Genomic DNA, 26580 nt, shown 5'->3' with positions numbered 1-26580 from the left:
GCGTCGCCTCCCGCGCGTCCGGGCGACACTATCTGACCCCTCACGCGAAGGGGAACGGCCCCCACCCCATCGGGTGAGGGCCGTTCCGCTGTCCAGCGTCAGACCGTGCGACGGCGGCGCAGTGCGAAGGCGAGACCGCCCGCGACCACGAGCATGCCGCCCGCGAGGGCGATGCCCCAGGGGCCCTGTGCCCCGGTCGCGGCGAGAGTGCCCGCGCGGGCGACCTGGATCGCGAGCGCGGGGAGCACGGTGCCGTCGGCGCGCGCGATGACGACCGTGTGCGCGCCGGGCTCGAGAGCCGCGGGCACGCTCACCCGGAAGGTCACCGTGCCCGAGGCATCGGCGGCCGGGATGCCGGTGATGACGATCGGCGTGCTGTTCAGCGTGGCCGTCAGCTGCTCGCCCGCGTTCAGCCCCGAGACGGTGACCGTGAACGAGACGCCCTGCTCGACGCGGGTCGCGCTCGCGCTCACCGTGACCGAGGTCGACGGCGACGACGTCGGGGTGCCGCCGGGCTGACCCGTGGGGCTCGTCGTCGGGGTCGGGGTCGGGGTCGGGGTCGGCGTCGGCGTGGCAGTTCCCTCGTCGACGGGCTTCGTGCCGGTCAGGTAGGCCCGACCCAGCGGCGACGGGGCGATGGTCTTCTTCGCGGTGAAGAAGTCGACGGTGGCCTGCAGGTCGATCTGACCGGAGTCGGCCTTGCTCGTGCCCTGTGCGAAGGCGGTGAAGTTGTCGCCGCCGGCCGCCAGGAACGAGTTGGTCACGACGCGGTAGGACGCCTTTTCGTCGATCGCCTTTCCATTCAGCTGGACCGATGTGATGTGCGAGCCGGCGGCGGCGTTCGGGTCGTATTCGAAGGTGAAGCCCTTCGAGACGCCGAGCGCGAGCACCGGTCGCGCGGCACCCGAGGGCTGCCACTGCTGCTCGAGCACCTGCTTCAGCTGGGCCCCCGTGAGCGAGAGCGTCACCAGGGTGTTGCCGAAGGGCTGCACGTTCGCCGCCTCGCGGTACGAGACCGAACCGTTGTCGGAACCGTACAGCAGGTCGGCGCGCAGGCCGCCGGGGTTCATGAACGCGATCTGTGCGTCCTGTCCATTGAACGAGGGGTTCTCGCTCGCGGCCCAGAGGTAGACGTCGGCCACGGTGTTGCCGAGGGTGGAGTACGCGCCGCGGTCTTCACCTCCGGAGCCGTTCTTCGCGCGGGTGATATCGGCGGTGATCGTGCCGACCTCGACCTTGCCCTTCGTGTCGGCGGTGGCCTTGGCCTCGGCCACGACCTTCGCCGTCGCCGCCTGCGGATAGGCGATGTACTGCGTCACCGCGGGGTCGAGCAGCGCGCGCACACCCGGCGTGATCGAGGCGAGCGTGCCGTTCGCGTTCAGGTCGATGTCGAGCGTGCCGAGGTTCGTGCCGTACGAGCCGGTCTGGATGACCGAGCGACCGCCGATGGTGCACGAGTACTTCTGGTGCGTGTGCGCCGAGACGATCGCGTTCACATCGGCCGAGGCGCCGCGGACGACGGCGCCGAAGTCGGTCGTCTCGGTCGCGATCGTGGTGCAGTTGGTGCTCTCGGAGCCGTCGTGGACCAGGACGATGACGATGTCGGCACCCGCCGCTCGGGCGTTCTTCGCCTCGCGGTTGATGGCCTCGGTCTCGTCGCCGAACTCGATCGTGGTGATCTTCGACGGGTCGACCATGCCCGCGGTCTGGGGCGTCACGGTGCCGACGAACGCGACCTTTGTGTTGCCGACCTGCTTGATCGTGTACGGCTTCAGAGCGGGGGTCTTCGTGCCCTTGTTGTAGACGTTGGCCCCAAGGGCGAAGTCGCTGAGGGCTCCCGAGTTGTTGCCGTAAGCCGGGATGACTCGTCCGGTGAGGTCGGCGAAGCCGCGGTCGAACTCGTGGTTGCCCACCGCGCTGACATCGAGCGTCGCGGCCCGGAGGGCTTCGATCGTCGGGGTGTCCTGGTCGATGAACGACTCGAAGGCGCTCGCGCCGATGTTGTCACCCGCCGACACGAACAGGGTGTTCGGGTTCTGCTGGCGGTACTTCTCGACCGCCCCCGCGAGCACGCCTGCGCCCGCGACGCCCCCGGTCTCCTGGAGCAGGCGACCGTGGAAGTCATTGATCGTGAGGATCTGCAGGTCGGGCGTCTTCGGCTGCGTCGGGCGGACCTCGAACACGGTGGTGGTGCCCGAGACCTCGTTGCCGGTGACCAGCAGCGGCACGCCGGTCGGCGAACGCAGGGCCGACACGAAGGCGATGCCCTCGGGGCCGAGGTCTCCGGCGGCGGCCGTCTTGACGTCGGCTGCGGCGTTGCGGTTGTTGACGTAGGTGACGTACGTCGCCGTGGTCGGGTCGGTGATGTCGTAGACCATCACGCCGCCCGCGCGCTCGAGGCCGATGAAGGCGTAGGTGCGACCGTCGACCACGCCGATCGTGACGTTCTCGGGCTCGGGGCCCTTGTCGTCGCTGCGGTCGTCGACGGTGTTGTTGTCGTTCGAGACGTTGAACAGCTGCGGGGCGACCTCTTTGAGCTTCTGCTCGAACTGGTCGCCCGAGTCGAAGACGAGCGCACCCTTGGTGTCCCAGATCGAGAACGAGCGGCCGCCGTAGGCGTAGAGCTCGCTGTAGCAGCCGTCGGCGGTCTTGCCGAGGTCGGCCACGACCTTCAGCCGACCGAGGTCGGTGTCGGCCGAGCGGCCGGCCAGCGGTGAGGTGGCGCAGACCGCGCCGAGGCCGTTCTTGCCGAGGTCCTTGATGCGGGCCTCGTCGGTGAACGTGCCCCACTCGCGGCCGTCGCCCTCGTTCGCGGTGACGAGGTACGTCGCCGCCTTGCCGTTGGTGGTCGCCGAGTACGACGCGATCCCGTCCGGCATGTACAGGCCCTTCAGGCCCGCGACGGTGCGGATGTTCGCGCCGTCCTTGTCGCTCGGGTCGAGTCCGACGGTGCCCCAGTCCTTGTAGCCGAGGGGCAGGATGCCGGTCACCTCGGCCTTCGTGAGATCCACCGTCGCGACGGCGTTGTTCTCCTGCAGGGTGACGTAGGCCACGGTGCCGTCGGTCGTGATGTACTCCGGCTCGAGGTTGCGCGAGACGCGGTTGGTCGACAGGGGCTCGGCACCCTGGTTCGGGGCGGCGACGTCGGGGCCGAACACGCGAACCTTGGAGTCGAGCGTCTTGCTCCCGCCGGGCTCGAAGGCGCGGAAGCCCGCCGTCTTGACGGCGCTCTGCGCGGGGGCAGAGAGCGCGGACGACAGCGCGATGACGCTGACCGAGCCCTCGGGGTCGACCGAGAAGTCCGCCGCCGGCTCGCCCTCGTTGGCGACGACGGCGTAGGAGCCGTCCTTCGAGAAGGTCACCATGTCGGGAAGAGCGCCGACGGTGACCTCGCCGAGCTTCGCGCTCGCAGCATCCGTCTTGTTGGCGTCGAAGAAGACGAGGTGACCGGGATCGGTCTTCGTGGTCGCTTCGAAGGCGATGACGCCGAGGCCGTCGTCGCGGACGGCGACCGAGTTGGCGACACCGTTCGAGGAGATGTCGAACAGCTTGACCGGCTTCTTGGGGTCGCTGTTGTCGAGCACCGTCACGGTACCGGCTTGCGCGTTGACGACGAAGAGGCGGTCGCGGTAGGCCTGGACGATCTCGGCCGCGGATTCCTTGTAGACGCCGGTGTCGTAGGAGCCGACCGGAGTGACCGACAGGGCGGCACCGGCGGCGCTGTTCGAGACGGGCTGGGGGACGATCGCGGCGGAGGCCGCGGTGGCGCTCGACAGGGCGAGCGCGCACACCGCCGCGGTCGTCGCGGTGAACGCGGCGGCGCGGCGGAGGAAGGTCGAAGGCATGGCTGTGTCCTCGGGTTCGGGTGGGGGAGCGACCCGCGCGGGCGGCGCGATCTTGTGGATTTTGCCTGCAGTTCGTGACGACCCGGTGAACGGGGAGGGAACGCGCCGGCGTGGGTCCCCGATGCCTCCGGGCGGTCTTACGCTCGTCCCATGAGTGAGAACGTCTCGGCGGCCGCCCCCGGCGCGCACCCCGATGAGCCCCACCGCCAGGGACTCTCCCAACGACTCAACTGGCTGCGCGCCGGCGTGCTCGGCGCCAACGACGGCATCGTCTCGACCGCCGCGGTCGTTGTCGGTGTCGCGGGCGCCACGAGCGACACCGGTCCGGTGCTCGTCGCGGGTCTCGCCGCCCTCGTCGGTGGCGCCATCTCGATGGCGCTCGGTGAGTACGTCTCCGTGTCGAGCCAGCGCGACAGCGAGCACGCCCTCATTCAGAAAGAGAAGCGCGAGCTCGCCGAAGATCCCGAGGCCGAGCTCGCCGAGCTCGTGGGCATGTACGAGGCGCAGGGTCTGTCTCGCGACACCGCGACGCGCGTGGCGAACGAGCTCACGGCATCCGACGCCCTCAAGGCCCACCTCTCGGTCGAGCTGAACATCGACGCCGAAGACGTCGTGAGCCCGTGGGCCGCGGCCTTCGCGTCGGCGGTCGCCTTCACCATCGGCGCCCTCTTGCCGCTCGCGACGATCCTGCTCGCGCCGGTCGAGATCCGCGTTCCGCTCACCTTCGTCGCCGTGCTCATCGCGCTCGCGATCACGGGCTACGTCGCCGCCGTGCTCGGTGGGGCGCGGCGCGGGCGGGCGGTGCTGCGCACGGTGATCGGCGGGGCGCTCGCGCTCGCCGCGACCTACGCGGTCGGTGCGTTGTTCGGGGTCTCCGCCTCGTAGTCGGTACCTCTATCAATTAGTAGGACGTCCAGCTAATCTGAGGGGAGCGACGACGCCGTCGCCTTCCGAAGGAGAGCCGCATGGACACCACCCCTGCTCCCGCGCTCGACGCCCCGTCGACCGGCACCCTGAGTTCCGACGAGCGCGACGCCATCCTCGACGCCGTGCGCGACTTCGCCGCGACCGAGTTCGCCCCGCACACCCTCGAATGGGATGCCGAGAAGCACTTTCCCCGCGACGTGCTGCGCCGCGCGGGGGAGCTGGGTCTCGGCGGCGTCTACGTCAACGACGACGTGGGCGGCGCCGGGCTGTCGCGTGCCGACGCGGTGGCGATCTTCGAGGAGCTCGCCTACGGCGACCCGACGGTCACGGCCTACATCACGATCCACAACATGGTGGCGTGGATGATCGACACGTACGGCACCGCCGAGCAGCGCGAGCGGTGGCTGCCGTCGCTGGTGGCCATGGAAGACCTCGGCGCCTACTGCCTCACCGAACCGGGTGCCGGGTCGGATGCCGCGGCCATCGCCACCTCGGCCATCCGGCACGGCGAGACCTACGTGCTGACGGGGGTCAAGCAGTTCATCTCGGGCGCCGGCGAGGCGTCGGTCTACGTCGTCATGGCGCGGACCGGGGAGCCCGGAGCACGCGGGATCAGCGCCTTCATCGTTCCCGCCGACGCCGAGGGGCTGTCGTTCGGACCGAACGAGAAGAAGATGGGGTGGAACGCTCAGCCCACCCGCCCCGTGATCCTCGACGAGGTGCGCGTTCCCGCCGAGAATCTGCTCGGCGGTGAGGGGCGCGGCTTCTCGATCGCGATGAACGCCCTCAACGGCGGCCGCCTCAACATCGCCACGTGCTCGATCGGCGGGGCGCGCTGGGCGCTCGACCGTGCGATCTCCTACGTGCACGAGCGCTTCACGTTCGGCGAAGCCCTCGCCGAGAAGCAATCGGTCGTGTTCGCGGTGGCCGACATGGCGACCGAGCTCGAAGCCGCGCGACTGCTCGTGCGCGATGCGGCGACCGCGCTCGATGCGAAGGCTCCGGATGCCGCGACCCGGTGCGCCATGGCGAAGAGGTTCGCGACCGACGTCGGCTTCCGCGTCGCCAACGAATCGCTGCAGCTGCACGGCGGCTACGGCTACCTGCAGGACTACGGCATCGAGAAGGTCGTGCGCGATCTGCGCGTGCACCAGATCCTCGAGGGGACCAACGAGATCATGCGGCTCATCGTCGGCCGCAGCGTCCTCTCCGCGTGAGGTGCGCCGTGTTCGGTTCGGGGCGGATTCCGTCACTCGGGGCGTGAATTCCCTGCCCCGAACGGCAGGATCCGCCCCGAACCCGGCCGACGCCACCGCGGACAGCGCCGACGCCGACGCGCCGCGGCAAGACCCTCGATCGATGTCGGTGGGGCGTGCGAGCATTCGAGGGCGGGCGAAACCGCTGCGACCATCACTCGAGACGACGGGAGTCACCATGACCGAGCCGGATGCCGGATACGAGACGATCCGCGTCGAGCAGCGGGGGCGCGTGGGGTGGATCTTTCTCGATCGGCCCGAGGCGCTGAACGCCCTCAACACGCAGTCGATGCGCGACGTGGTCGCCGCCGCCGAAGCCTTCGACGCCGATGACGGTGTCGGGGCGATCGTGGTGACCGGCAGCGAGAAGGCCTTCGCCGCGGGCGCCGACATCAAGGAGATGGAGCAGAAGTCGGGTCTCGACATGATGCTCACCGACCACTTCGGCGCGTGGTCACGGTTCGCCGCCGTGCGCACTCCGGTGATCGCCGCGGTGTCGGGGTATGCCCTCGGCGGCGGATGCGAGCTCGCCCTCATGTGCGACGTGATCCTGGCCTCGGATCGGGCGAGGTTCGGCCAGCCCGAGGTGCAGTTGGGCGTGATCCCGGGCATGGGCGGCACGCAACGACTCGTGCGCGCCCTGGGGTACTACAAGGCCGCCGAGCTCGTGCTGACCGGCCGCATGATCGACGCCGCCGAGGCCGAACGGGCGGGTCTCGTCTCGCGCATCGTGCCGTCGGCCGACCTGCTCGATGAGGCCGAGAAGGTCGCGCAGACGATCGCCGAGAAGCCGCTGCCCGCGCTGTACGCGGCGAAGGCGGCGCTCGACGTCGCCCTGGAGTCGACCCTCGCCGAGGGCGTGCGGTTCGAGCGCCAGGCCTTCGCGGCCCTGTTCGACACCGCCGATCAGAAGGAGGGGATGGCGGCGTTCCGCGAGAAGCGCGCGCCGTCGTTCACGCACCGATGAGCGGGCGCGGGTGGCGGGAGCGAGTCGCGGGTGAGAACGCCCGCGGCGGTGCGCTGTCGTCCGCCCGCCCGCGCGCATCGCGGAGCGCGGCGCCAGGGATCGCGCCGGCTCAGAGCGGATCGGGCACGGGAGCCGGGTCGGCGAAGTCGCCCGCACCCTTGCGGAAGCGCGCGATGATCCGCACGAGCGCCGTCGCGTCGTCGTCGTCGAGGCCGAGGTCGGCGAACACGATGTTGAGCGCGTCCGTGGCCTCATCGACTCGCTTCCGCCCCTCCTCGGTCAGCGCGAGCAACGCCGCGCGGCCATCGGTCGGATGCGGCTCGCGCGTCACGTACCCGTCGCGAGCGAGCCGCTCGACCGTGTTCGTGACGCTCGTCGGATGCACCTGCAGGCGCGCGATGGCGCTGGCCATCGGCATCCGCCCCTCTCGCGTGAAGGCGAGCAGCCGCAGCATCTCGAAGCGCGAGAACGACAGGTCGAAGGGCTTGAGCGCGCGGTCGATCGCCGCCATCAACAGCTGGTGCGCGCGGATCACCGAGGTCACCACGGTCATGCCGTCGGCGGCGTCGTGCCAGCCGTGCGCGAGCCACTGGCGCTTCGCCTCGGCGATCGGGTCGACAGGCAGTCGTCGCGTCATCGGTCCTCCTCGCGATTCACGGTACCGCTCGCGCGGCTCGGGTACGCGGCATCCGGTCGCTTCGACGGGCTCGGGGACCTGGCGTTCGCGGCTGGAGCCACCGACCACCACGCGCCCTGAACTCTCCCGTTGCCGCGGGGTCGCGGCATCCGCCCCCTCACCGAAGGAGCCCCGTCGATGAAGATCGTGGTCCTGATCAAAGAAGTGCCCGACACCTGGGGTGAGCGCCGGCTCGACCTCGAGACCGGGCTGACCGACCGCGCGGGCGCTGCCGCCGTGCTTGACGAGATCGACGAGCGGGCCGTCGAGGCCGCCCTGGCCTACGCCGACGGACACACGGGCACCGAGGTCGTGGTGGTCACCATGGCGCCGGCCACCGCGACCGCGACCGTACGCAAGGCCCTCGCGATGGGGGCGACCTCGGCCGAGCACGTGGTCGACGACACTCTGCGCGGGGCGGACCTCATGCTCACCGCCGAGGTGCTCGCCGCGGCCATCCGGCGCACCGGCTTCGATCTGGTCATCGCGGGGAACCTGTCGACCGACGGCGGAGGGGGCGTGCTGCCGGCGATGGTCGCCGAGCTGCTGGGCGTTCCGCAGCTCACGGCCCTGTCGAGCCTCGACGTGTCCGACGACGCCGTCTCGGGCGACCGTGTCAGTGACGCGGGGACCATGCGGGTGTCCGCCGAGCTTCCGGCCGTCGTGTCGATCACCGAGGCGATGCCCGAGGGGCGGTTCACGACGTTCAAGGGAATCATGGCGGCCAAGAAGAAGCCGTACGAGACCCTGGATGCCGCCGAACTCGGCGTCGAGGTCGAGGATCCCGCGGTCGCGCGGTACATCATGCTCTCCGTCGCCGAGAGGCCGCCGCGCGCGTCCGGCACGAAGATCGTGGACGAGGGAGATGCGGGCGAGAGACTCGCGGCCTTCCTCGTGGCCGAGGGGGTGGCGTGATGGCCACCGCTCTCGTGCTGCTCGAGGTGCTGCCCGGCGGGGCGCTGGCCGCCTCCGCTCCGGGCCTGCTCGCCGCCGCCGCGACCGTCGGAGACCCCGTCGCTCTGGTCGCCTCGACCGCCGATTCCCTCGAGAAGGCGTCGTCCGAGGCGGCCGCGCTCGGCGCGACGCGCGTGCTCACCGCCGTCACGGACGCCGACGCCCTGACCGGTCCGGTCGTCGACGCGCTCGCCGCGGCGGTGGCGAGAGAGAATCCCGATCTGGTGCTCGCCTCGCACGCCGTCGAGTCGCGCGACGCGCTCGCGCGCCTGGTCGCGCGCCTGCGCATGCCCCTCGCCACCGACGTCGTCGGCGTCGGCCGCGATGACCTCGGTGTCGTCGCCCATCACGCGGCCTTCGGTGGGGCCTTCACCGTGGACGGGGCTCCCACCTTCGGCCCCCTCGCCGCCACGCTCCGCCCCGGCTCCGTCGAGGCACGTCTCGACGCGCGACCGCTCGTGGTCGAGAGCCTCGAGGTCGCGGCATCCGGAACTCCCCACGCCCGCATCGAAGGGTTCGCCGAGACCGCCGTCGCCTCGTCGCGTCCCGAACTGCGCGGGGCCGCGGCGGTCGTCGCCGGCGGTCGAGGCGTGGGTTCGCGCGAGGACTTCGCGCTCGTCGAGCAGCTCGCCGATGTTCTCGGTGCTGCGGTCGGCGCCTCGCGGGCCGCGGTCGACGCGGGCTACGTGCCCGCCGCCGCCCAGGTCGGGCAGACCGGGGTCACGGTGTCGCCGCGGCTGTACGTCGCGCTCGGCATCTCGGGGGCCATCCAGCACCGCGCGGGCATGCAGACCGCGCGCACGATCGTCGCGATCGACAAGAACCCGGAAGCCCCCATCTTCGAGATCGCCGACTTCGGTATCGTCGGAGATCTGTTCACCGTCGTCCCGCAGCTCATCAGCGCGCTCGACGCCCAGAAGAAGTCCTCCCGAGAGTAGATGGCGTCCACACCCCGCACCCCGCGACGCGGGCTGCCGCGCACCCCCGGCGGGGAGCCCTGGCCGCCCGCGGCCTCGGACGCGCCCGCAGTCGGCGACGGGGCGGAGGGCACGGATGCGGTCGCGAGCGCGACGGATGCGGGTCCGCGCGACGGATCCGCCCCCGAGGCGCCCGTGGGTGCGCATCCGGTGCAGCCGTCCGAAGCCCCTGCCTCTGCGTCGGCCGCTCCTGCCTCGCCCGAGGCCGAGGCGTCGCCCGCTCCCGGGTCGCCGGCGGCCGAGGCGCCAACCGCGCCTGCGCCGGCCGCGGCGGATTCTCCGGCGGGGAGTGTGCGGCGCGGGCTGCCGCGCGAGCCCGGCGGGGAGCCGTGGCCCCCGGCATCCACCGTTCCGCCCATCGCGGAGCGTCCCGGTGCCGCATCAGCATCGGGGAATCGCGCCGGGACAGGATCGACCGACCCCGCGCGCCCGATCCCGGTGCGTGGATCGGATTCGAGAGCGGATGCCGGCACCCCGGCGCCCGTGAGGGCGAGCGGATCCGGCCCCGAGGCCCGGAATGCCCACGCGTCCGCTCCTGGATCGGATTCCGCGACCCCGGTGGGCGAGGAGTCGACCGGCGTGCGTCGGGGACTCCCGCGCGAGCCCGGCGGAGCGCCCTGGCCGCCGGCATCCGCCATTCCGCCCTCTGCCGCGCAGCCCGCCGCTGCCGAAGAGGAGAATCGCGCCGGAATCGGAGACGTCGAGCCCGCTCGTGCGATGTCGGTGAGCGCACCCGAGTCTGGAGCGGATGCCGAGACGCTGGCGCCCGCGACGGTGAGCGGAACCGACTCCGGCGCGGAAGCGGGGACGGCGGCGCGTTCCGGCGAGACGGTGGCGGCGTCCACCGCTTCGATCGACGACCACGAGGTGAGCCCCGCCGCGTCGGCGAACGACGCCGTGGCATCCCCGCGCCCGCCCCTCACCGTTCCGCGAACGGTCTGGCCGGGAGCCGCGGCCCGCAACCGCGTGACGCCGCCCGCCCTCGCGCAGAAGCGTCCGACCGCCCCGCCGCGTGCCGGGGCGAAGACACGGCTCGCCGACTTCTCACCCGCGCAGCTGCTCGGCTCGACCGCGGTGCTCGGTGTCTTCGCGCTGGCTCTCGTCGGCATCGCCGTGCTGATCGCGCGCTTCGTTCTCGCGATCGGGCCCGGGCGGGAGTTCCTCGCGGCGTTCCCCGGCGAGTACCACCTGCCCGCGTCGGCGCCCGTGGGTCTTCCGGCCTGGCTGAACTGGTCGCACTTCCTCAACAGCTTCTTCCTGCTGCTGATCATCCGCACCGGGTGGCAGGTGCGGCGCGAGAAGCGACCGGCGGCGTTCTGGTCGCCGCGGAACAACAAGAAGCGGCGGATCAGCCTGGCGCTATGGTTCCACCAGGCGCTCGACATCCTATGGATCGCCAATGGCGTGGTCTTCGTCGTGCTGCTGTTCGTGACGGGGCAGTGGATGCGGATCGTGCCGACGTCGTGGGAGGTCTTCCCCCATGCGCTGTCGGCCGCCCTGCAGTACGCCTCTCTCGACTGGCCGACCGAGAACGGGTGGGTGAACTACAACAGCCTGCAGCAGTTGTCGTACTTCGTGATCACCTTCGTCGCCGCGCCCCTCGCGATCATCAGCGGCGTGCGCCTGTCGGGGGTGTGGCCCAAGGACGCCGAGCGGCTCAACAAGCTGTACCCAGCCGAGTGGGCGCGCAAGGTGCACTTCCCCACGATGCTTTTCTTCGTCGCGTTCATCGTCGTGCACGTCGCGCTCGTGCTGGCCACCGGGGCGCTGCGCAACCTCAACCACATGTACGCCGCGCGCGGATCGGAAGACCCCGCCGCCTACACGAGCGACCCGACCGGATTGCTGATCTTCGCCGCCTCGCTCGTCGTGATGGCCGCGGCCTGGGTGGCGGCGCGGCCGGCGGTGCTCGTGCCGATCGCGCGCCTGTTCGGCGAGGTCAAGCAGCGCTGAGGCCGTCGCGGGTCGAGACCGCCCCGCCGGCGCGTCAGACGCGTCCGCGCGCCCGCAACCCCGCGGCGATGAGGTCCACCCCCGAGGCGAAATCGTCGTCGGCGAGTCCGCCCGCCGCGCCCGCGCGAGCCCCCGCGCTGTCGTACTGCAGGCGCTGCTGCTCGTGCCACACGAAGCCGAGCACGTAGTGCAGCACCGTGGTCGCGACGCGGCGGGCGGTCTCGTCGTCGAATCCCTCAGCGGTCACGGTCGCCGCGAGTCGGTCGTGCGGCAGCGATGACCCCAGTCCCATGGCCAACGTGCTCGAGACCACTTCGGCGCCGTCGCGGTAGGCCAAGAGGGCCTCGCGCAGGGCGCGGGCCTCTGCCGCGAGGTCGACGGAGGGGCCGGATGCCATGCGCCCGACGATCCGGTCGGACAGTTCCGCGAGCAGGGACTGCTTGTTCGGAAAGTGCCAGTAGAGGGCGCTCGCCTGCACGTCGAGGGCGGTCGCGAGACGTCTCATCGTGAGGTCGGGCAGGCCGTGGTCGTCGAGGATCTGCAGAGCGGTGCGCGCGACGTCGTCAGCCGTATGCCCTCGGGGTGCCATGCGGATGAGTATAGTGAACGCCGTTCAGTGAACATCGTTCAGGAAGGCCCCCTCATGACTCGCACCCTCGACGCCACCGACCTCGCCCGCGTCGCCGTCTTCGCCGCGCTCATCGCCGTGCTGGGGCTCCCGGGCAGCTTCCCGGTGTTCGGCGGCGTGCCGATCACGGCTCAGACGCTGGGCGTGATGCTCGCGGGGGCCGTGCTCGGGCCGTGGCTCGGCGCGCTCTCGGTCACCGTGCTGCTCGCGCTCGTCGCGGTCGGGCTCCCGCTGCTCGCCGGCGGTCGTGGCGGCATCGCGGTGTTCCTCGGGCCGAGCGCGGGGTACGCACTCGGGTGGATCCTGGGCGCGGCGGTCATCGGCATGCTGGTGCACGCGGGCGGTCGGCGGCCCGTGCTGTGGCGGACGGCTCTCGCGATGGTCGCGGGCGGCGTTGTGGCGATCTACGCGGTCGGAATCCCGGTGCAGAGCCTCGTGACGCGGCTTCCCCTCGGCGAGACCGCCCTGACGAGCCTCGTATTCCTGCCCGGCGACCTGCTGAAGGCTGCGGTGGCGACCGCGATCGTCGTCGCGCTGGTCCGGGCCTATCCGCGGGGCTTCCGCCGCACGTGGAGGCTCGGCGCGCACGCACCGGAGGCCGTCTCCGCGTGATCACCGTCGTCGACGGTGACGCACCCGGGCTTCTCGATCGCATCGCCGAGGTCCGTGCGGCCGGGCGGGCCGTGCTGGTCGCCGATCCCCGATGGAGTGCCGCGCAGCGCCACGACGTCGAGGCGCTGATCCGAGAGGACGAGGTGCCCGCCGACGCGGCCTGGGCGACGCTCACCTCGGGAAGCCGCGGCGCCCCGCGCGTGGTGCTGCGCACGGCCGCATCGTGGAGCTCGTCGTTCGCGACCGTTGCGGCGCTTCTCGACGCGGGGTCGGACGATTCGATCGCGCTGCCCGCTCCGCCGGCGGCATCCCTGACGCTCTTCTCCCTCGCGCACGCGCTCGCCGGCGGTCCCCGCCCCGTTCTGGGGGCCGACGTCGACGCGACGTGCGTTCACGCGACCCCTCAGGGCCTGCGCGCGCTCCTGGATGCCGGTGGGGCTCCGCGACGCGCGCTGGTAGGCGGGTCGCGCCTCGACCCGGCTCTGCGCGCGCGAGCCGCGGTCGCGGGTGTGGAGGTCGTGTCGTACTACGGTGCCGCGGAGCTGTCCTTCGTCGCGATCGACTCGGGCGAGGGGCTCCGGGCCTTTCCCGGCGTCGAGCTCGATGTGCGAGGCGGCGAGGTGTGGGTGCGTTCGCCGTTCGTGGCCCTCGGGTATCTGGGCGCGGGCGGACCTCTCGAGCGCGCGGGCGGGTGGGCCACCGTGGGCGACCGCGCCGAGGTGAGGGACGGCGGCCTGCACCTGCGCGGGAGGCGAGACGGGGCGATCCTCAGCGCGTCGGCGACGGTCGTCCCCGACGAGGTCGAGGCGACGCTGCGCGGCATCCCCGGAGTACGGGATGCCGTCGTGTTCGGAATGCCGCGCCCCGGCGTCGGTGCGCTCATCGCCGCGTTCGTCGAGGTGGAGGGGACCGGCCCCGACGATCTGCGGCGGGAGGCGGCCGCCCGGCTCGTCCCCGCCCACCGGCCGCGGCGGTGGTTCTTCGGCACGATCCCCCGCACGCTCTCGGGCAAGCCCGCGCGCGCCGACGTGGAGCGGATCGCGGCCGGGACGGGACGGGATCGTGGGTGACCCGGTGATCGTCGCTGCACGCCGCACGCCTCTCGCCCTGCGGGGACGTGGGCTCCGCCACCAAGACGTCACCGCACTGAGTGCCGCAGTGGTGTCGGCGGTCGCGGGCGATGCTCGGGACTTTCCGATCGCCGACGTGGTGATGGGCAATTGCGCCGGGCCAGGCGGGAACGTCGGGCGTCTCGCCGCTCTGGCGGCCGGGTTGGGTCCGCACGTGCCCGGCGGCACCGTCGACCGGCAGTGCGGTAGCGGGCTGGCGGCGATCGTGGATGCCGCGAACGCGGTGCGGGTGGACGGGATCGCGCGCCTCGCGGGTGGGGTGGAGAGCGCGTCGACCGCGCCGTTGCGCGCGCTCGCAGGCGTGCCGTACACGCGTGCTCCCTTCGCTCCGGCGGGCTTCGCCGACCCCGACATGGTGCGGGCCGCCGACGACCTGGCGCGGCACGACGGGCTCACTCGCGAGCGTCAGGACGTCTTCGCGGGCCGCAGCCACGCGCGCGCCGCGAACGCCGACAGGGAGGGGAGGTTCCGGGCCGAGATCGTCCCGGTGGGCGGACTGACCCGCGATGAGGGGGCCGGGGTGTCCCCTCGGGTGTTGCGAAGACTCGTCCCTCTCGTGGACGGAGGCACGGTGACGGCCGGATCCTCGACCCGGATCGGAGATGGGGCGGCGGCTGTGATGGTCGCCCCGGCGGGTGCCGGCCCCGGCCTCGCCCTTCGCGCTGCCGTGATGACGGGGAGCGATCCGGCTCTGCCGGGTCTCGGGGCGGCTCCCGCCATCGCCGCCGTGCTCACACGGACGGGCCACGCCGCGGGGGACCTCGCCGCGATCGAGCTCGTCGAGGCGTTCGCCGCGCAGAGCATCGCCGTGCTGTCGCGCGTCGGGCTCCGTGACGACGACCCGCGCGTCTGCGCTGACGGCGGAGCGCTTGCTCTCGGGCACCCGTGGGGCGCGAGCGGGGCCGTCGCGGTGGTGCGACTGTTCGCCCGGCTGGTGCGTGCGGGGGCCGCGGACGGGACGATCGGACTGGCCGCGGCGTCGGTCGGCGGGGGGCTCGGTGTCGCGGCGGTCTTCGAGGTCGTGCGATGACCCTTCGTTGCTCGAACCTGACCGTCAGCCTCGACGGCCGGGCCGTCCTGAACGATGTCACCCTCGATCTCGATGCGCGCACCATCGCCGTGGTGGGCGACAACGGCTCGGGAAAGTCGACCTTCGCCCGGGTCGTCGCGGGTCTCGTGCCGCGTGCCCGGGGCTCGCTCGAGGTGCTCGGCCAGGATCCGATTCGGGATGCCGCGGCCCACCGTCGTCGTGTGGCCCTCGTGCTGAGCAATCCCGACGCCCAGATCGTCATGCCGGTCGTCGCCGACGACGTCGCCTTCTCGCTCCGCCCCGAACGACTCGCGCGGGGCGAGCGAGCGGCGCGCGTGAGCGCCGCTCTGGAACGGTTCGGTCTGGCCGAGCTCGCCGACCGTCCGGCATTCGACCTGTCGGGCGGGCAGAAGCAGCTCCTCGCTCTCTGCGGTGCCTTCGTGCGAAACCCCGCACTGGTCGTCGCCGACGAGCCCACCGCCTTCCTCGACGACCGGAACGCCCGCCGGATCGCCGACCATCTGCTCGGTGACGGTTCGCACCGCGCCCTCGTGGTCACGCACGATCTCGTCCTCGCTCGACGGTGCGACGCGGCCGTGCTGTTCGCCGACGGTCGCGTGGTCGCCGCGGGCGCGGCATCCGGGGTCGTCGACCGGTACGAGGAGTCGCTGGCATGCTGAGCGGCTCCCGACCCGCGACGGGAATCGTGCATCGCCTGCCCGCGGGTCCGAAGATGCTCGCGGTGGCCGCGATCGCTCTCGCCATCGCGATGCTGCCGACCACCCTGTGGGCCGCGGGGGTCGCGGTGACGGTCGCGCTGGCGTGCGTCGTGGCCTCGGGCGTCGGGGCGCGGGAGTTCTGGCGGCAGGCGTGGGCCCTGCGCTGGGTCGTCGTCGTCACGGCCGCGGGGCAGCTGATCTTCCTCGGCGTCGAACCCGCCGTCGCGAACACGGCGCGTGTGGCGGCGGCTCTCCTCGTTGCGGCATTGCTGCCGCTGACAACGCGGGCGGAGGCGATGCTCGACGCCCTCGAGCGCGGACTCGCTCCGCTGGGGAGGATCGGAGTGGATGCCGAGCGCACGGCGCTGCTGCTCGCGGTGACGATGACGACGATCCCCGTGCTGGCGCGACTGGCCGCAGAGGTGCGCGAGGCGCAGCGGGCGCGGGGTGTGCGACCGTCGCTCCGTGTCGCGGTCCTGCCGTTCCTCGTGCTCGCACTGCGGCATGCCGATCAGCTCGGTGAAGCCCTCGCGGCCCGCGGGGTACGCTGACGGCCCGCTCCGTCTCGCCGGGGCCGCAGGCGCCGCTCGACCGGTCGGTGCGGTGCACCCGAACCGGGGTGATCTCGCCGACGCGACCGCCCCGCGACCGCTGCCCGGCCCGCGCTCAGCCCGCGGCGGCCCGCCCCGCGGCGAAGCCCTCGGCGTACGCCTCGTCGGCGCCCTGGCGGAACATGTCGCGCGCGGGATCGCGCACGATCGAGCGGGCGCCGGGCAGGTCGAGGTCGCCCACGAGGTCGGCGCGTCCGCGCACGATCGCGACCGGTCGGCGCGCGGCCTTGCCTTTGACGAGGTCGGTGGCGGCGGCGATCTCGTCGGCGACGCAGGGCAGGGTCACCACGAGGGGGCGGCCCTCGGCATCCGTCGTCCCGCGGAGGTCTTCGAACACGTGGATGCCGCCGGCTCCGATCGCGTGATCGGTCTGGCCTTCGCGCCACGCGCGCCCGAGGGTGTCGGTGACGATCACGCCCACGTGCGCTCCGGTCGCGGCCCGTAGCCCCGTCGCGAGGGCGCGGGCCGAGGCGTCGGGGTCGACCGGCAGCAGCAGCACGGTGCCCTCGGGGGTGTTGCTCGCGTCGACCCCGGCGGCGGCCGAGACGATGCCGAGCGGGTTTTCGACGATCCGCGTGACGTGCCCGGTGGGGGAGGTGCGGGATGCCACGAGACGCACGGTCTCGCGCGTGATGGCGTCTTCGCGGTCGTCGGCGCGGATGACGCGTCCCTCGGCCTTCGAGACGACCTTGCTGGTGACCACGACGATGTCGCCGTCGCGCAGGGCGCCGTCGTCGTCCGCGCGCGCAGAGACGGCATCCACGATCACCTGGACGAGGTCATCGCCCGGAGTGATCTCGCGGATGCCGTCGAGGGCCCAGATCTGCAGCACGTCAGCGGACGAAGCGCACCTCGGTGAGCTCCTCACCGAGGAAGGGCTCGGTGTGCGAGGCACCATCGAGGGCGAACCCGTTGCGCTGGTAGAACCGGTGGGCGCGCGGGTTGTCGTCGGCGACCCACAGGTACGCGCCCTCGCCTCCGTCGATCGCGGCATCGAACAGCTGCTGGCCGATGCCGGTGCCGTGGTACGCGTCGAGCAGGTAGATGAAGTACAGCTCGCGCTCGCGGGGAGCGTCGTCGTCGCGGGCCGGACCCGAGCCGACGAAGCCGACGATCTCGCCGTCGACGAGGGCCGCGTGCATGCGGTAGTCCTCGCCCTGGGCGGCCCAGTGGGTCCAGAGCTCGGCCATGCGACGAGGCGAGACGGCCTCGAGGGCGGCCTTGCTGATCAGGTGGTCGTAGGTCTCGTGCCAGCAGGTGGCGTGCACGCGACCGAGGGCCTCGGCATCCACATCTCTTACCGGACGGACGACGATGTCGGTTCGGGCTTCCGCAGTCATGGCGCGACTCTACGCGGGGCGTCGGCGCGGGTGAAATCGGGGCGGATCGGCCATCGGATGCGCTATGCGCCGCCGCGCCGGAGTTGTCGATGACGCACAACGACATCGCCGTTCCGTGGTCGAATCGCTACGCTCGCCCCTCGTGAACGTCCTCTGGCGCACCCTGCTGGTGCTCGCTCGTGCCCGCCGTCGCCTTCGTCGTGAAGGCCCCCTCGACCCCAACACCGTCGCGCGGATGTCCATCCGGGTGCTGCCCACCGACATCGACCTGCTGCGGCACATGAATAATGGCCGCTACCTGTCGCTCTTCGACCTCGGGCGTTGGGACCTGCTGACCCGCACGGGACTCCTCGCGGCGATGACGAAGCAGGGCTGGTACGCGGTGGTCGCCGCCGAGACGATCACGTTCCGCCGCTCCCTCGAGCTGGGGCAGCGCTTCGAGCTCGAGACGCGACTGATCGGCCACGACGATCGGGCGGTGTACCTCGAGCACCGCGCGCTGGTGAAGGGCGAGATCTACGCACGCGCGATGATCCGCGCGCGCATCCTCCGTCGCACGGGCGGCACGGTCCCGCACGACGAGCTGTTCGCCGCGGTCGGGCGTCCCGAGGGCCTGCCCGACATCGAGCCGTGGGTGCACGACTGGGCGGCGGGCTCGGCCCTCCCGTCGACGAAGCGCCCGGCGCCCAGCGTCTGGGAGTGACGCGGGCTCGCCATCACATGCCGAAGCGGGCGTCGAGCCAGGCCACCTGCCTCATCCAGTGGCGGTGCCCGCCGCCCTCGTGGCCGTTGTAGGGATACTCCTCGATGGCCGCATCGTCCGACGCGAGGGCGTGGAACGCGGCGAAGACGCCCGACGGCAGCACGACGTCGTCCATGAACGCCACCGAGAAGAACGCGGGCTGGGTGATGCGTCGGGCGAGGATCGCGCCGTCGACGTACGACAGGGTGCGGAGCACGCTCGCCGTGTCGTCACGATGCACCGCGAGATAGCGCGTGATCTCGGTGAACGGTGCCGAGGGCGTGCGCGTGATGGCGTTGGGGAAGTCGCACAGGAAGGGCACGTCGGGCAGGACCGCCGCGACCGCCTCGCCCGCGAGGGCCGCCGCGGCGATCGAGAGCCCGCCGCCCTGGCTGCCGCCGGTGACGGCGACCCGCGAGGGATCGACCCCGGGGAGCTCGCGCACCACGTCCACCAGGCGCACGGCGTCGGTGAACAGGCGGCGGTAGTAGTAGTCGTGCGGATCCCGGATGCCGCGCGTCATGACGCCGGGGAAAGCGGCCGCGGAGCCGTGGGGGTCGGGGGTGTCGCCGACGCTCCACGTCGACCCCTGGCCGCGGGTGTCCATGATGACGTGCACGTAGCCGGCGGTCGCCCAGTTCAGACGCTCTCCCGGCAGGCCGCGGCCGCCGCCGTAACCGATGTACTCGATGACGGCGGGCAGGAGCGCGTCGCCATGCGGGCGCACGACCCAGCCGCGGATCTCGTCGCCGTCGAAGCCGGTGAAGGTGAGGTCCGAGACGCTCAGGGCGCGCACGGGGGCGTCGATCGGGGTCAGGGTGGCGGGCCGAGCCGCAGCGCGCGCCTCGGCGATCGTGGTCTCCCAGAACGCCTCGAGATCGGCCGGTGCCTCGAGGGTGGGGCGATAGGCCCGCAGAAGCTCGATCGGCATGTCGGTGAAGGTGACGGCCATGGTTCCTCCTGGTGTCCGGGGCGAACCGACAGTAGCAACGGGTGGCGTCACCGGGGGCGGCGGCCCCCGCTCAGCGCGCGTGGATTCCGCGTCGTTGGCAACGAATGTGAGGCTTCACATTCTTCTCGCTTCTGCGGTCTAACGTTGCAAATCATCCTTGACAGCATTCCCAGCCGCCTCCAATATTGCGGATAGTGAGCGCTCACATTGAGATGCTCACGTCGCGCCGGCCCCCGCCGGACACCCATCGTCGAGGAGGACGAGCATGGTGCTGTCACGACCTGTTTCCGAGGACCGGAGCCGGAGGGGCATCGTGCGACGCGCGGGCTCGCTCGTCGCGGCTGCCGCCGTCGTCCTGAGCGGCCTGGTCCCCGCCGTCGCCGCCTCGGCAGCGCCGCTGCCCACGCCGCTGGCGTCGTACGACTTCGCCGCGACGACCGGAACCACGGTCCCCGACTCCTCGGGGCACGGACGCGACGCGGTCATCCGCGGCACCGGCTCGAGCGTCGACGGAGACGCCCTCTCGCTGCCGGGCGGAGCCTCGGGCTCCTCGGCCGCCTACGTCGAACTGCCCACGGGACTCTTCGACGGCAAGAGCACCGTCACCGTCTCGGCCTGGCTGCAGGACCGCACCGGAGCGGGCAACCAGGCGGCGATGTTCTTCGGCACCACCGAGAACCTCCCCCAGCAGTACTGGTTGCTGAACCCCGCCAACCCGGCCGGCCAGGTCAAGTCGGTGCTGACGGACGGACCACGGATCGCGCAGCCCTGGACCCTCGAGCGGGGGATCGCGCCAACGGACGGAGCCCGCGGCATCCCGGGTCCCTCCGCCACCTCCGAGTGGGCGCTGTACACCACCGTGATCACCCCCACCTCGATCACCGCCTACCTCGGCGGCACCAAGATCGGCACGGTCGCCACCTCGCGCTCGGTCGCCGAGTTCGGCTCGGGCCTGGTCGCCTACATCGGGCGCTCCTCGTACCCCGACCGCGTGTGGAAGGGCGGCGTCCGCGACGTCGCCGTCTTCGACAGCGCGCTCAGCGACGACGACGTCAAGGCGCTCGTCGCACAGGGCACCCCCACGAACCAGCAGGACGTGGACACCGCCGCGCAGGCCCTCTCGGTCCCGGATGCCGATGACGTGCGCGGCAACGTGACGCTGCCCGCGACCGGGACGAACGGGACGACGGTGTCCTGGTCGTCGTCGAACGCGCAGGTCGTGACCGCCACGGGCGAGGTCACCCGGCCCGCCACGGGATCCGCCGCCGTGACCGTGAAACTGACCGCCACGATCGCGAAGGGCTCCAGCCAGACCACTCGCGAGATCGAGCTCATCGTGCAGCCGAAGCCGGCGGCGCAGAAGCTCGAGGGCTACTTCTTCCCCTTCTTCACGGGGGAGAGCACCACCACCGACGAGGAGATCTCGTTCGCCACGAGCCGCGGGGACGACCCGAAGAACTGGCTCACCCTCAACGACGGCACGCCCGTCCTCACCTCGGACCAGGGGGAGAAGGGCATCCGCGACCCGTTCGTCATGCGCTCGCCCGACGGGGACCGCTTCTACATGCTCTCCACCGACCTGAACATGTTCGACCTCTACAACGGCGACTTCGGCCGCGCGCAAGAGGTCGGCAGCCGCAAGCTCAACGTCTGGCAGTCCGACGACCTCACGACGTGGAGCCCCCTGCGCCAGATCACCGTCTCGAGCGAGTTCGCGGGCAACACCTGGGCGCCGGAGGCCACGTGGGACGCCGACCGCGGGGAGTACGTCGTCTACTGGGCCTCGAACCTCTACCCGAGCGCGTCCACCACGGGTCGCAAGGCGGCCGACACGTATAACCGCATGATGATGGTCACCACTCGCGACTTCGTGACCTTCAGCGAGCCGCAGCCCTGGGTCGACGTCAAGCGCGGCGCGGGCAAGGGCACCATCGACGCCACCGTCGTGCGCGACGGCGACACCTACTACCGCTTCATCAAGGACGAGGCGTCGATGACCGTGCGCCAGGAGCGCTCGACCTCGCTCACCGCCACGGTCACCGGATCGCTTCCGACCACGACGTCGAGCCCCGGCTGGCAGCTCGTGAAGGAGCAGATCGGCGTCGGACAGCCCAACCCCTGGGGCGGCACGTTCACCAATGGCGAGGGTCCCACGGTGTTCGCCGACAACGCCGAGCCCGGTCACTGGTACATGCTGATCGACCAGCCGAGCTACCACGGCGGTCAGGGCTACATGATGTTCGAGACCCGCGACATCGCGTCGGGGACCTGGACCTCGGTTCTGGATGCCACCCTCCCGGCGCGCCCGCGCCACGGAACCGTCCTGCCGATCAGCGCGGCCGAGCAGCAGCGACTGCTCGCGGCGTACCCGACCGATGAGACGTCGGACTTCTCGATCACGGCTGACCCGAGCGCGAAGGGCGCCGAGATCGACGACGCGATGTACGGCGTCTTCTTCGAGGACATCAACAACGCGGCCGACGGCGGTCTGTACGCCGAGCTCGTCCGCAACCGTTCGTTCGAGTTCCTGCCCGTCGACAACCGGGGCTTCACGGGGATGACCGCGTGGACGCCGATGGCCCTCGGCGGCGGCGCGGGCTCGGCGCAGCCGGTCAACGACGACAAGCGCATGAACGAGCGCAACCGCACGTACCTGCAGCTCGACCTCCGCAACGGGGCCGGGACCTACGGCGTCGAGAACGCCGGCTTCGACACGGGTGTGGCCCTCACGAAAGACGAGACCTACGACGTGTCGTTCTGGGCGCGGACCACGGCGACCGGCGGAACCCCCGTCTCGCTCGTGCTGCGTTCGGCCGACGGCACCGCGCTGTCGAACCCGTTCACGGCGACCGTGGGCGGCGACGGCTGGGTGAAGTACCGCGGCTCCGTGACGGCGACGGCCACGACCGACGCCGCCCGCGTACTCGTCCAGGCCGCCGGCACCGGGACCCTGCGCCTCGACGAGGTCTCGGTCTTCCCGCGCGACACGTTCATGGGGCGGACCAACGGTCTGCGCAAGGACGTCGCTCAGAAGATCGCCGACCTGCACCCGAAGTTCGTCCGCTTCCCGGGCGGGTGCATCGTCAACGTCAACAGCCACGCCGACTACTCGGCCGGCTCCAACTACGAGCGTGCGCGCTCGTACCAGTGGAAGGACAGCGTCGGCCCGGTCGAGACCCGTGCCACCAACGCCAACTTCTGGGGGTACAACCAGTCCCTCGGCCTCGGGTACTACGAGTACTTCCAGTTCGCCGAGGACATCGGCGCCAAACCCGTCCCGGACGTCCCCGCGCTCCTGAACGGGTGCGGGCAGGCGCTGCAGGCGACCGATCCGGCGCAGCTGCAGCGACACATCCAGGACACGCTCGACCTCATCGAGTTCGCCAAGGGCGACGTGAACACGACCTGGGGGAAGCTTCGTGCCGACATGGGGCACCCCGCTCCCTTCGCCCTCGATCGCATCGAGATCGGCAACGAAGAGAACTACCCCGAGGCCTTCATGGCGAACTTCGTGAAGTTCCGGGATGCCATCGCCGCCACGTACCCGGACATGATCCTGATCAGCAACTCGGGCCCGGACGACACCGGGGCGGTGTTCGATCAGCACTGGGCGCAGAACCGGGCCCAGAAGGTCGACATGGTCGACGAGCACTACTACAACGACCCGTCGTGGTTCCTCTCGAACAACCACCGCTACGACTCCTACGACCGTCAGGGTCCGAAGGTCTGGATCGGTGAGTACGCCTCGCTCGACAACCGCTTCGCCAACGCGCTGTCGGAGGCGGCGTACATGACCGGCCTGGAGCGCAACGCCGACGTCGTCAAGATGGCCTCGTACGCGCCGCTGCTCGCCGACACCAGCAGCACGCAGTGGCGGCCCGACCTGATCTGGTTCGATCGCGACCAGGTGTGGGGCTCGGCGAACTACGAGGTGCAGAAGCTCTTCATGAGCAACGTCGGCGACCGGGTCGTTCCGACCACGGCGGGCGGGGATCTGGCATCCACCGATCTCGCCGGCGCCGTCGGCCTGTCGACGTGGAGCACTTCGGCCCGGTACGACGACGTGAAGGTGACGACGCCCGACGGGAAGACGCTCTTCTCCGACGACTTCGCCGACAAGAACGACGACGGGTGGTCGAAGCTCGCGGGCGCCGGATCGTGGTCGGCCGCCGACGGCAGCTACGTGCAGTCCTCGACGACGGCGAACAACACGCTCGTCGCCGGTCCCGCACTGACCGCCACCGACTACGACGTCTCGCTCAAGGCCACGAAGCTCGCCGGTGCCGAGGGCTTCCTCGTCGGCTTCGGCGTGAAGGGGTCGGCCGACTACCTGTGGTGGAACCTCGGCGGGTGGGGCAACACCCGTAGCGTCGTCGAGAAGGCCGTGGGTGGGGCGAAGTCGATCGTGGCGGACACGGGCACCCCCCGCGTCGAGACCGGTCGGACCTACGACCTGCGCATCCAGGTGCGCGGCGCCCGGGTGACCCTCTTCGCCGACGGCGTGCAGCAGGGGCAGTTCACCAACACGGCGGTCGAACCGTTCGCGCAGGTCATGACGACGGACGACACGAACGGAGACGTGATCCTCAAGGTCGTCAACGCCCAGGCCAAGGCCGCGGTGACCAAGGTGGATCTCGGTGGGCTCACCGTGCTCCCGACCGCGGACGTGACGACCCTGCAGGCGGCCCCGACGGCGCTGAACACGGCGACCTCGACGCCCGTGGCTCCGAAGACCTCGCAGATGCCGGTCTCGAGCACCTTCACGCACTCGTTCGAGCCGTACTCGGTGACGTTCGTGCGGATGCACACCCGTCCGGCCGACAAGACGGCGCCGACGGTGGCTGTGAAAACCGATCCGGTCTCGCCCGATGGCGCCGAGGGGTGGTACGTGTCGCAGCCGTCGATCACGGCCACGGCGACCGACGACATCGACCAGGCACCGCGCCTCGAGGTCAGCGCCGACGGGGGGAACACCTGGTCGACGTACACCGGCGCGGTGACCCCGGCGGAGGGGACGTCGAACGTGACCTTCAAGGCCACCGACGCCGCGGGGAACGTCTCGCCCTTCGTCACGGCGACGGTGAAGGTCGACCGCACGGCCCCGACGACGACCACGACGGTGGATGCCGCAGCCCGCACGGTCACGCTCGCCGCGGGCGACAGCGGGTCGGGAGTGGCGCGCCTGGAGTACCGCGTCGGCGACGCGGCGACCTGGACGACCGCGTCCGGAGCGCAGACGGTCGTGAGCGTCGGTGCGGGGGCGACCACCGTGTCGTACCGAGCGGTCGACGTGGCCGGCAACATCAGCGGGACGGGATCGACCGCGGTCGGCGCGAACGCCGGAGACCCGACCCTGTCGGTCTCGGGCGACCTCGTCGCCGGGGGCGTCGTGACGGTGTCGGGAAGGGGCTGGCCCGCGAACGCCGACGGGGAGCTCGAACTGCGCTCCACTCCGGTGCAGCTGGGCGCGGTCCGCACCGATGCCGGTGGGGCGTTCCTCGTGAACGTCACCCTCCCCGCGGACACCCCCGCGGGCGCGCACCGGGTGATCGCGCGTATCGGCGGGGTCGAGGCAGCGGTGGGAATCGAGGTCCGGGCCGCCGCGGGTGGCGCCGTCCCCGTCGTTCCCGCGGCTCCGAGTGCGCCGGCCGGTTCGACCCCGTCTCCGCTGGCGGTGACCGGCGGGGTGGTCTCGGGTGCGGCCCTCGCCCTCGGACTGCTCGCGGTGCTGGTCGGTGCGGCCCTGAAGCGCCGCCGCCGGGCGATCGGCTGAGGCCGGGCCGCCCGCAAGAAGGAACGAACGACGCCCCGGTCGCCGAGAGGTGGCCGGGGCGTCGGCGTTCCTCCGACGAGAAGAACGTTGCCCGGCCGCCGTAAGGCGACCGGGCAACCCTGCTCGGAAACAAAAAGAATGTTGCCCGGCCGCCGTGAGGCGACCGGGCAACGGGGTACACCCGGAGGGGGATCAGCTCGTGAGCAGGCGCAGGCCGTAGGTCTGCAGGATCTCGTTCACGGGCTGGAAGTACGTCGTTCCGCCGGTCGAGCAGTTGCCCGAGCCTCCGGAGGTGACGCCCTGGGCCTGGTTGCCCGCGAGGAGCGAGCCGCCCGAGTCGCCCGGCTCCGCGCAGACGTTCGTGCGGATCAGGCCCGAGACCGACCCCTCGGCGTAGCGCACCGTGGAGTTGAAGCCCTGGATCTGGCCGCAGTGCCAGCCGGTCGTGGAGCCCGAGCGGCAGACGGTCGCGCCGACCGCGGCCGCGGTCGAGCCCTTCACGGCGACGCTGCCGCCGGCGTAGTTGGTTACCGATCCGACCGGGGTGTGGGTCGGCGTGCTCACCCAGGCGTAGTCGTTGCCGGGGAACGACGAGCCCTGGAAGGTGCCGTAGGTGGTGCTGTCGCCCGCGACGCCGCAGTGGCCCGCGGTGACGAACCCGCCCTGGACCGCGAAGCCCACGGAGCAGCGGCTCTGGTTGTTGATGTTGTAGGCGACACCGCCCTGGATCGTCGCGAACGTTTCGGGGGCCTCGGCCCCGGTCTCGAGTCGCACGGCACCGGCGGGGGCGTCGAGGGTGGCGACGAAGTCGGTCGCGGCCTGGTCGCCGCCGGCCACCACGTCGACGACGAGGTCGTTCTGTTCGACGTCGATCCACCACGACGGGATGACATCGGGCACGGTGCTCGATTCGATCTTCGCGGCGATCGCTTCGAGATCGTCGAGCGAATGCTCGGCGGCGACGGGCACGGCGCCCGCGTCGGCTGCGGCTTCGCGGGCCGCGTCGGTGGTGGCGGCGGCGTACACGGTGCGGGTCGACTCGTCGAGCCAGGTGCCCGCGAACGCCTCGCCCGCGACGGCGGCGACGTCGTCGGCGGTGTCGGCCGCATCGGCCTGGAAACGCAGGACGTCCTGCGCGCCGGCGACGTCGGTGCCGAGGTCGGCGGCCATCGCCTCGAGCAGCTGCGCGTCGACTCCGTCGACGGCCGCGTCGGGCGACGACGTGGGGGTCTGCGCCAGCGCGGGGGCAGTGGCGGCGGTGGTCAGGAACAGGCCGAGGGCGGCTGCGCCCACGACGGTTTTCGATATGCGGTTCACGTTGGAGTGACCTTCCATCCAGGGGGATAAATGGCGGGGTACCCACCGCCATACAAACACGAGCCGGACGAAAAGCGAAGGATTTCCTGTGAATATCTGATCGGAGTCCAACAAGATCGCTGGCCGTCGCGGGAGGCCGATCCTCGGGTTGCGCGGCGGGCCGCCGAGGTG

Annotated in this window: 20 protein-coding genes; 13 read left to right on the top strand and 7 right to left on the bottom strand. The window is 71.5% G+C overall.

Features of this window, described 5'->3' with window-relative positions:
• Positions 1-98: 98 nt before the first annotated feature.
• Positions 99-3845, bottom strand: coding sequence for a choice-of-anchor I family protein (locus AB6V31_RS00830; protein WP_369363437.1), 3747 nt, complete (start codon positions 3843-3845; stop codon positions 99-101).
• A gap of 150 nt (positions 3846-3995) precedes the next feature.
• Between AB6V31_RS00830 and AB6V31_RS00825 the strand changes: the two genes are divergently transcribed.
• From AB6V31_RS00825 to AB6V31_RS00815, 3 genes are all read left to right on the top strand, one after another.
• Positions 3996-4730 (top strand): VIT family protein, encoded by a 735-nt coding sequence (locus AB6V31_RS00825; protein WP_056224507.1) that lies wholly within the window; start codon positions 3996-3998, stop codon positions 4728-4730.
• Between the two features lie 80 nt (positions 4731-4810).
• A complete protein-coding gene (locus AB6V31_RS00820) occupies positions 4811-5989 on the top strand; it encodes an acyl-CoA dehydrogenase family protein (protein ID WP_369363434.1) in 1179 nt (392 codons plus the stop codon).
• Positions 5990-6206: 217 nt separating this feature from the next.
• Positions 6207-6995: an enoyl-CoA hydratase-related protein gene (locus AB6V31_RS00815; protein WP_056224502.1), complete on the top strand. Its 789-nt coding sequence runs from the start codon at positions 6207-6209 to the stop codon at positions 6993-6995.
• A gap of 109 nt (positions 6996-7104) precedes the next feature.
• Here AB6V31_RS00815 and AB6V31_RS00810 read toward each other — a convergent pair whose 3' ends face one another.
• Complete coding sequence (locus AB6V31_RS00810; RefSeq protein ID WP_369363433.1) at positions 7105-7632, bottom strand: MarR family winged helix-turn-helix transcriptional regulator; 528 nt, start codon at positions 7630-7632, stop codon at positions 7105-7107.
• A 177-nt stretch (positions 7633-7809) separates the two neighbouring features.
• On the opposite strand from AB6V31_RS00810, the gene AB6V31_RS00805 reads away from it, so the two are divergent.
• From AB6V31_RS00805 to AB6V31_RS00795, 3 genes are all read left to right on the top strand, one after another.
• On the top strand, positions 7810-8586 hold the full coding sequence (locus tag AB6V31_RS00805) for an electron transfer flavoprotein subunit beta (RefSeq protein ID WP_369363431.1): 777 nt from the start codon (positions 7810-7812) through the stop codon (positions 8584-8586).
• The gene (locus AB6V31_RS00800) at positions 8586-9563 is read left to right on the top strand and encodes an electron transfer flavoprotein subunit alpha/FixB family protein (RefSeq protein WP_369363429.1); all 978 of its coding nucleotides are present in this window, start codon (positions 8586-8588) and stop codon (positions 9561-9563) included. The genes AB6V31_RS00805 and AB6V31_RS00800 overlap by 1 nt, the downstream gene beginning before the upstream one ends.
• 618 nt (positions 9564-10181) lie before the next feature.
• Positions 10182-11555 (top strand): cytochrome b/b6 domain-containing protein, encoded by a 1374-nt coding sequence (locus AB6V31_RS00795; RefSeq protein WP_369363427.1) that lies wholly within the window; start codon positions 10182-10184, stop codon positions 11553-11555.
• A 34-nt stretch (positions 11556-11589) separates the two neighbouring features.
• Here AB6V31_RS00795 and AB6V31_RS00790 read toward each other — a convergent pair whose 3' ends face one another.
• A complete protein-coding gene (locus AB6V31_RS00790) occupies positions 11590-12144 on the bottom strand; it encodes a TetR/AcrR family transcriptional regulator (protein WP_056224492.1) in 555 nt (184 codons plus the stop codon).
• A 54-nt stretch (positions 12145-12198) separates the two neighbouring features.
• Here AB6V31_RS00790 and AB6V31_RS00785 point away from each other — a divergent pair, with 54 nt between their 5' ends.
• From AB6V31_RS00785 to AB6V31_RS00765, 5 genes are read left to right on the top strand one after another with little or no spacing between them, the layout of a single operon-like run.
• Positions 12199-12795, top strand: coding sequence for a biotin transporter BioY (locus AB6V31_RS00785; RefSeq protein WP_056224490.1), 597 nt, complete (start codon positions 12199-12201; stop codon positions 12793-12795).
• The gene (locus AB6V31_RS00780; RefSeq protein WP_369363424.1) at positions 12792-13865 is read left to right on the top strand and encodes an AMP-binding protein; all 1074 of its coding nucleotides are present in this window, start codon (positions 12792-12794) and stop codon (positions 13863-13865) included. The genes AB6V31_RS00785 and AB6V31_RS00780 overlap by 4 nt, the downstream gene beginning before the upstream one ends.
• 4 nt (positions 13866-13869) lie before the next feature.
• Positions 13870-14955, top strand: coding sequence for a thiolase family protein (locus tag AB6V31_RS00775; RefSeq protein WP_056228044.1), 1086 nt, complete (start codon positions 13870-13872; stop codon positions 14953-14955).
• A complete protein-coding gene (locus AB6V31_RS00770; protein ID WP_369363422.1) occupies positions 14952-15635 on the top strand; it encodes an energy-coupling factor ABC transporter ATP-binding protein in 684 nt (227 codons plus the stop codon). The genes AB6V31_RS00775 and AB6V31_RS00770 overlap by 4 nt, the downstream gene beginning before the upstream one ends.
• The gene (locus tag AB6V31_RS00765; protein WP_369363420.1) at positions 15629-16225 is read left to right on the top strand and encodes a CbiQ family ECF transporter T component; all 597 of its coding nucleotides are present in this window, start codon (positions 15629-15631) and stop codon (positions 16223-16225) included. Before AB6V31_RS00770 ends, AB6V31_RS00765 begins: the two co-directional genes overlap by 7 nt.
• A gap of 115 nt (positions 16226-16340) precedes the next feature.
• Here AB6V31_RS00765 and cofE read toward each other — a convergent pair whose 3' ends face one another.
• Positions 16341-17117, bottom strand: a complete 777-nt coding sequence (cofE, locus tag AB6V31_RS00760; RefSeq protein ID WP_056224481.1) for a coenzyme F420-0:L-glutamate ligase — start codon at positions 17115-17117, stop codon at positions 16341-16343.
• A 1-nt stretch (position 17118) separates the two neighbouring features.
• A complete protein-coding gene (locus AB6V31_RS00755; protein WP_074694718.1) occupies positions 17119-17625 on the bottom strand; it encodes a GNAT family N-acetyltransferase in 507 nt (168 codons plus the stop codon).
• Between the two features lie 142 nt (positions 17626-17767).
• On the opposite strand from AB6V31_RS00755, the gene AB6V31_RS00750 reads away from it, so the two are divergent.
• The gene (locus tag AB6V31_RS00750; RefSeq protein ID WP_056228042.1) at positions 17768-18328 is read left to right on the top strand and encodes an acyl-CoA thioesterase; all 561 of its coding nucleotides are present in this window, start codon (positions 17768-17770) and stop codon (positions 18326-18328) included.
• Positions 18329-18341: 13 nt separating this feature from the next.
• Here the strand turns inward: AB6V31_RS00750 and AB6V31_RS00745 are convergent, their stop codons facing one another.
• Positions 18342-19319, bottom strand: a complete 978-nt coding sequence (locus AB6V31_RS00745; RefSeq protein ID WP_369363416.1) for an acetylxylan esterase — start codon at positions 19317-19319, stop codon at positions 18342-18344.
• 265 nt (positions 19320-19584) lie between these two features.
• On the opposite strand from AB6V31_RS00745, the gene AB6V31_RS00740 reads away from it, so the two are divergent.
• The gene (locus AB6V31_RS00740; protein WP_369363414.1) at positions 19585-25092 is read left to right on the top strand and encodes an alpha-L-arabinofuranosidase C-terminal domain-containing protein; all 5508 of its coding nucleotides are present in this window, start codon (positions 19585-19587) and stop codon (positions 25090-25092) included.
• Between the two features lie 192 nt (positions 25093-25284).
• Here the strand turns inward: AB6V31_RS00740 and AB6V31_RS00735 are convergent, their stop codons facing one another.
• A complete protein-coding gene (locus AB6V31_RS00735; protein ID WP_235556906.1) occupies positions 25285-26385 on the bottom strand; it encodes a S1 family peptidase in 1101 nt (366 codons plus the stop codon).
• Positions 26386-26580 lie beyond the last annotated feature (195 nt).

The sequence above is a fragment of the Microbacterium sp. 16-032 genome (genome assembly GCF_041079455.1).
Taxonomy (GTDB): domain Bacteria; phylum Actinomycetota; class Actinomycetes; order Actinomycetales; family Microbacteriaceae; genus Microbacterium; species Microbacterium testaceum_A.
This window is presented reverse-complemented; position numbering and strand designations above follow the sequence as displayed.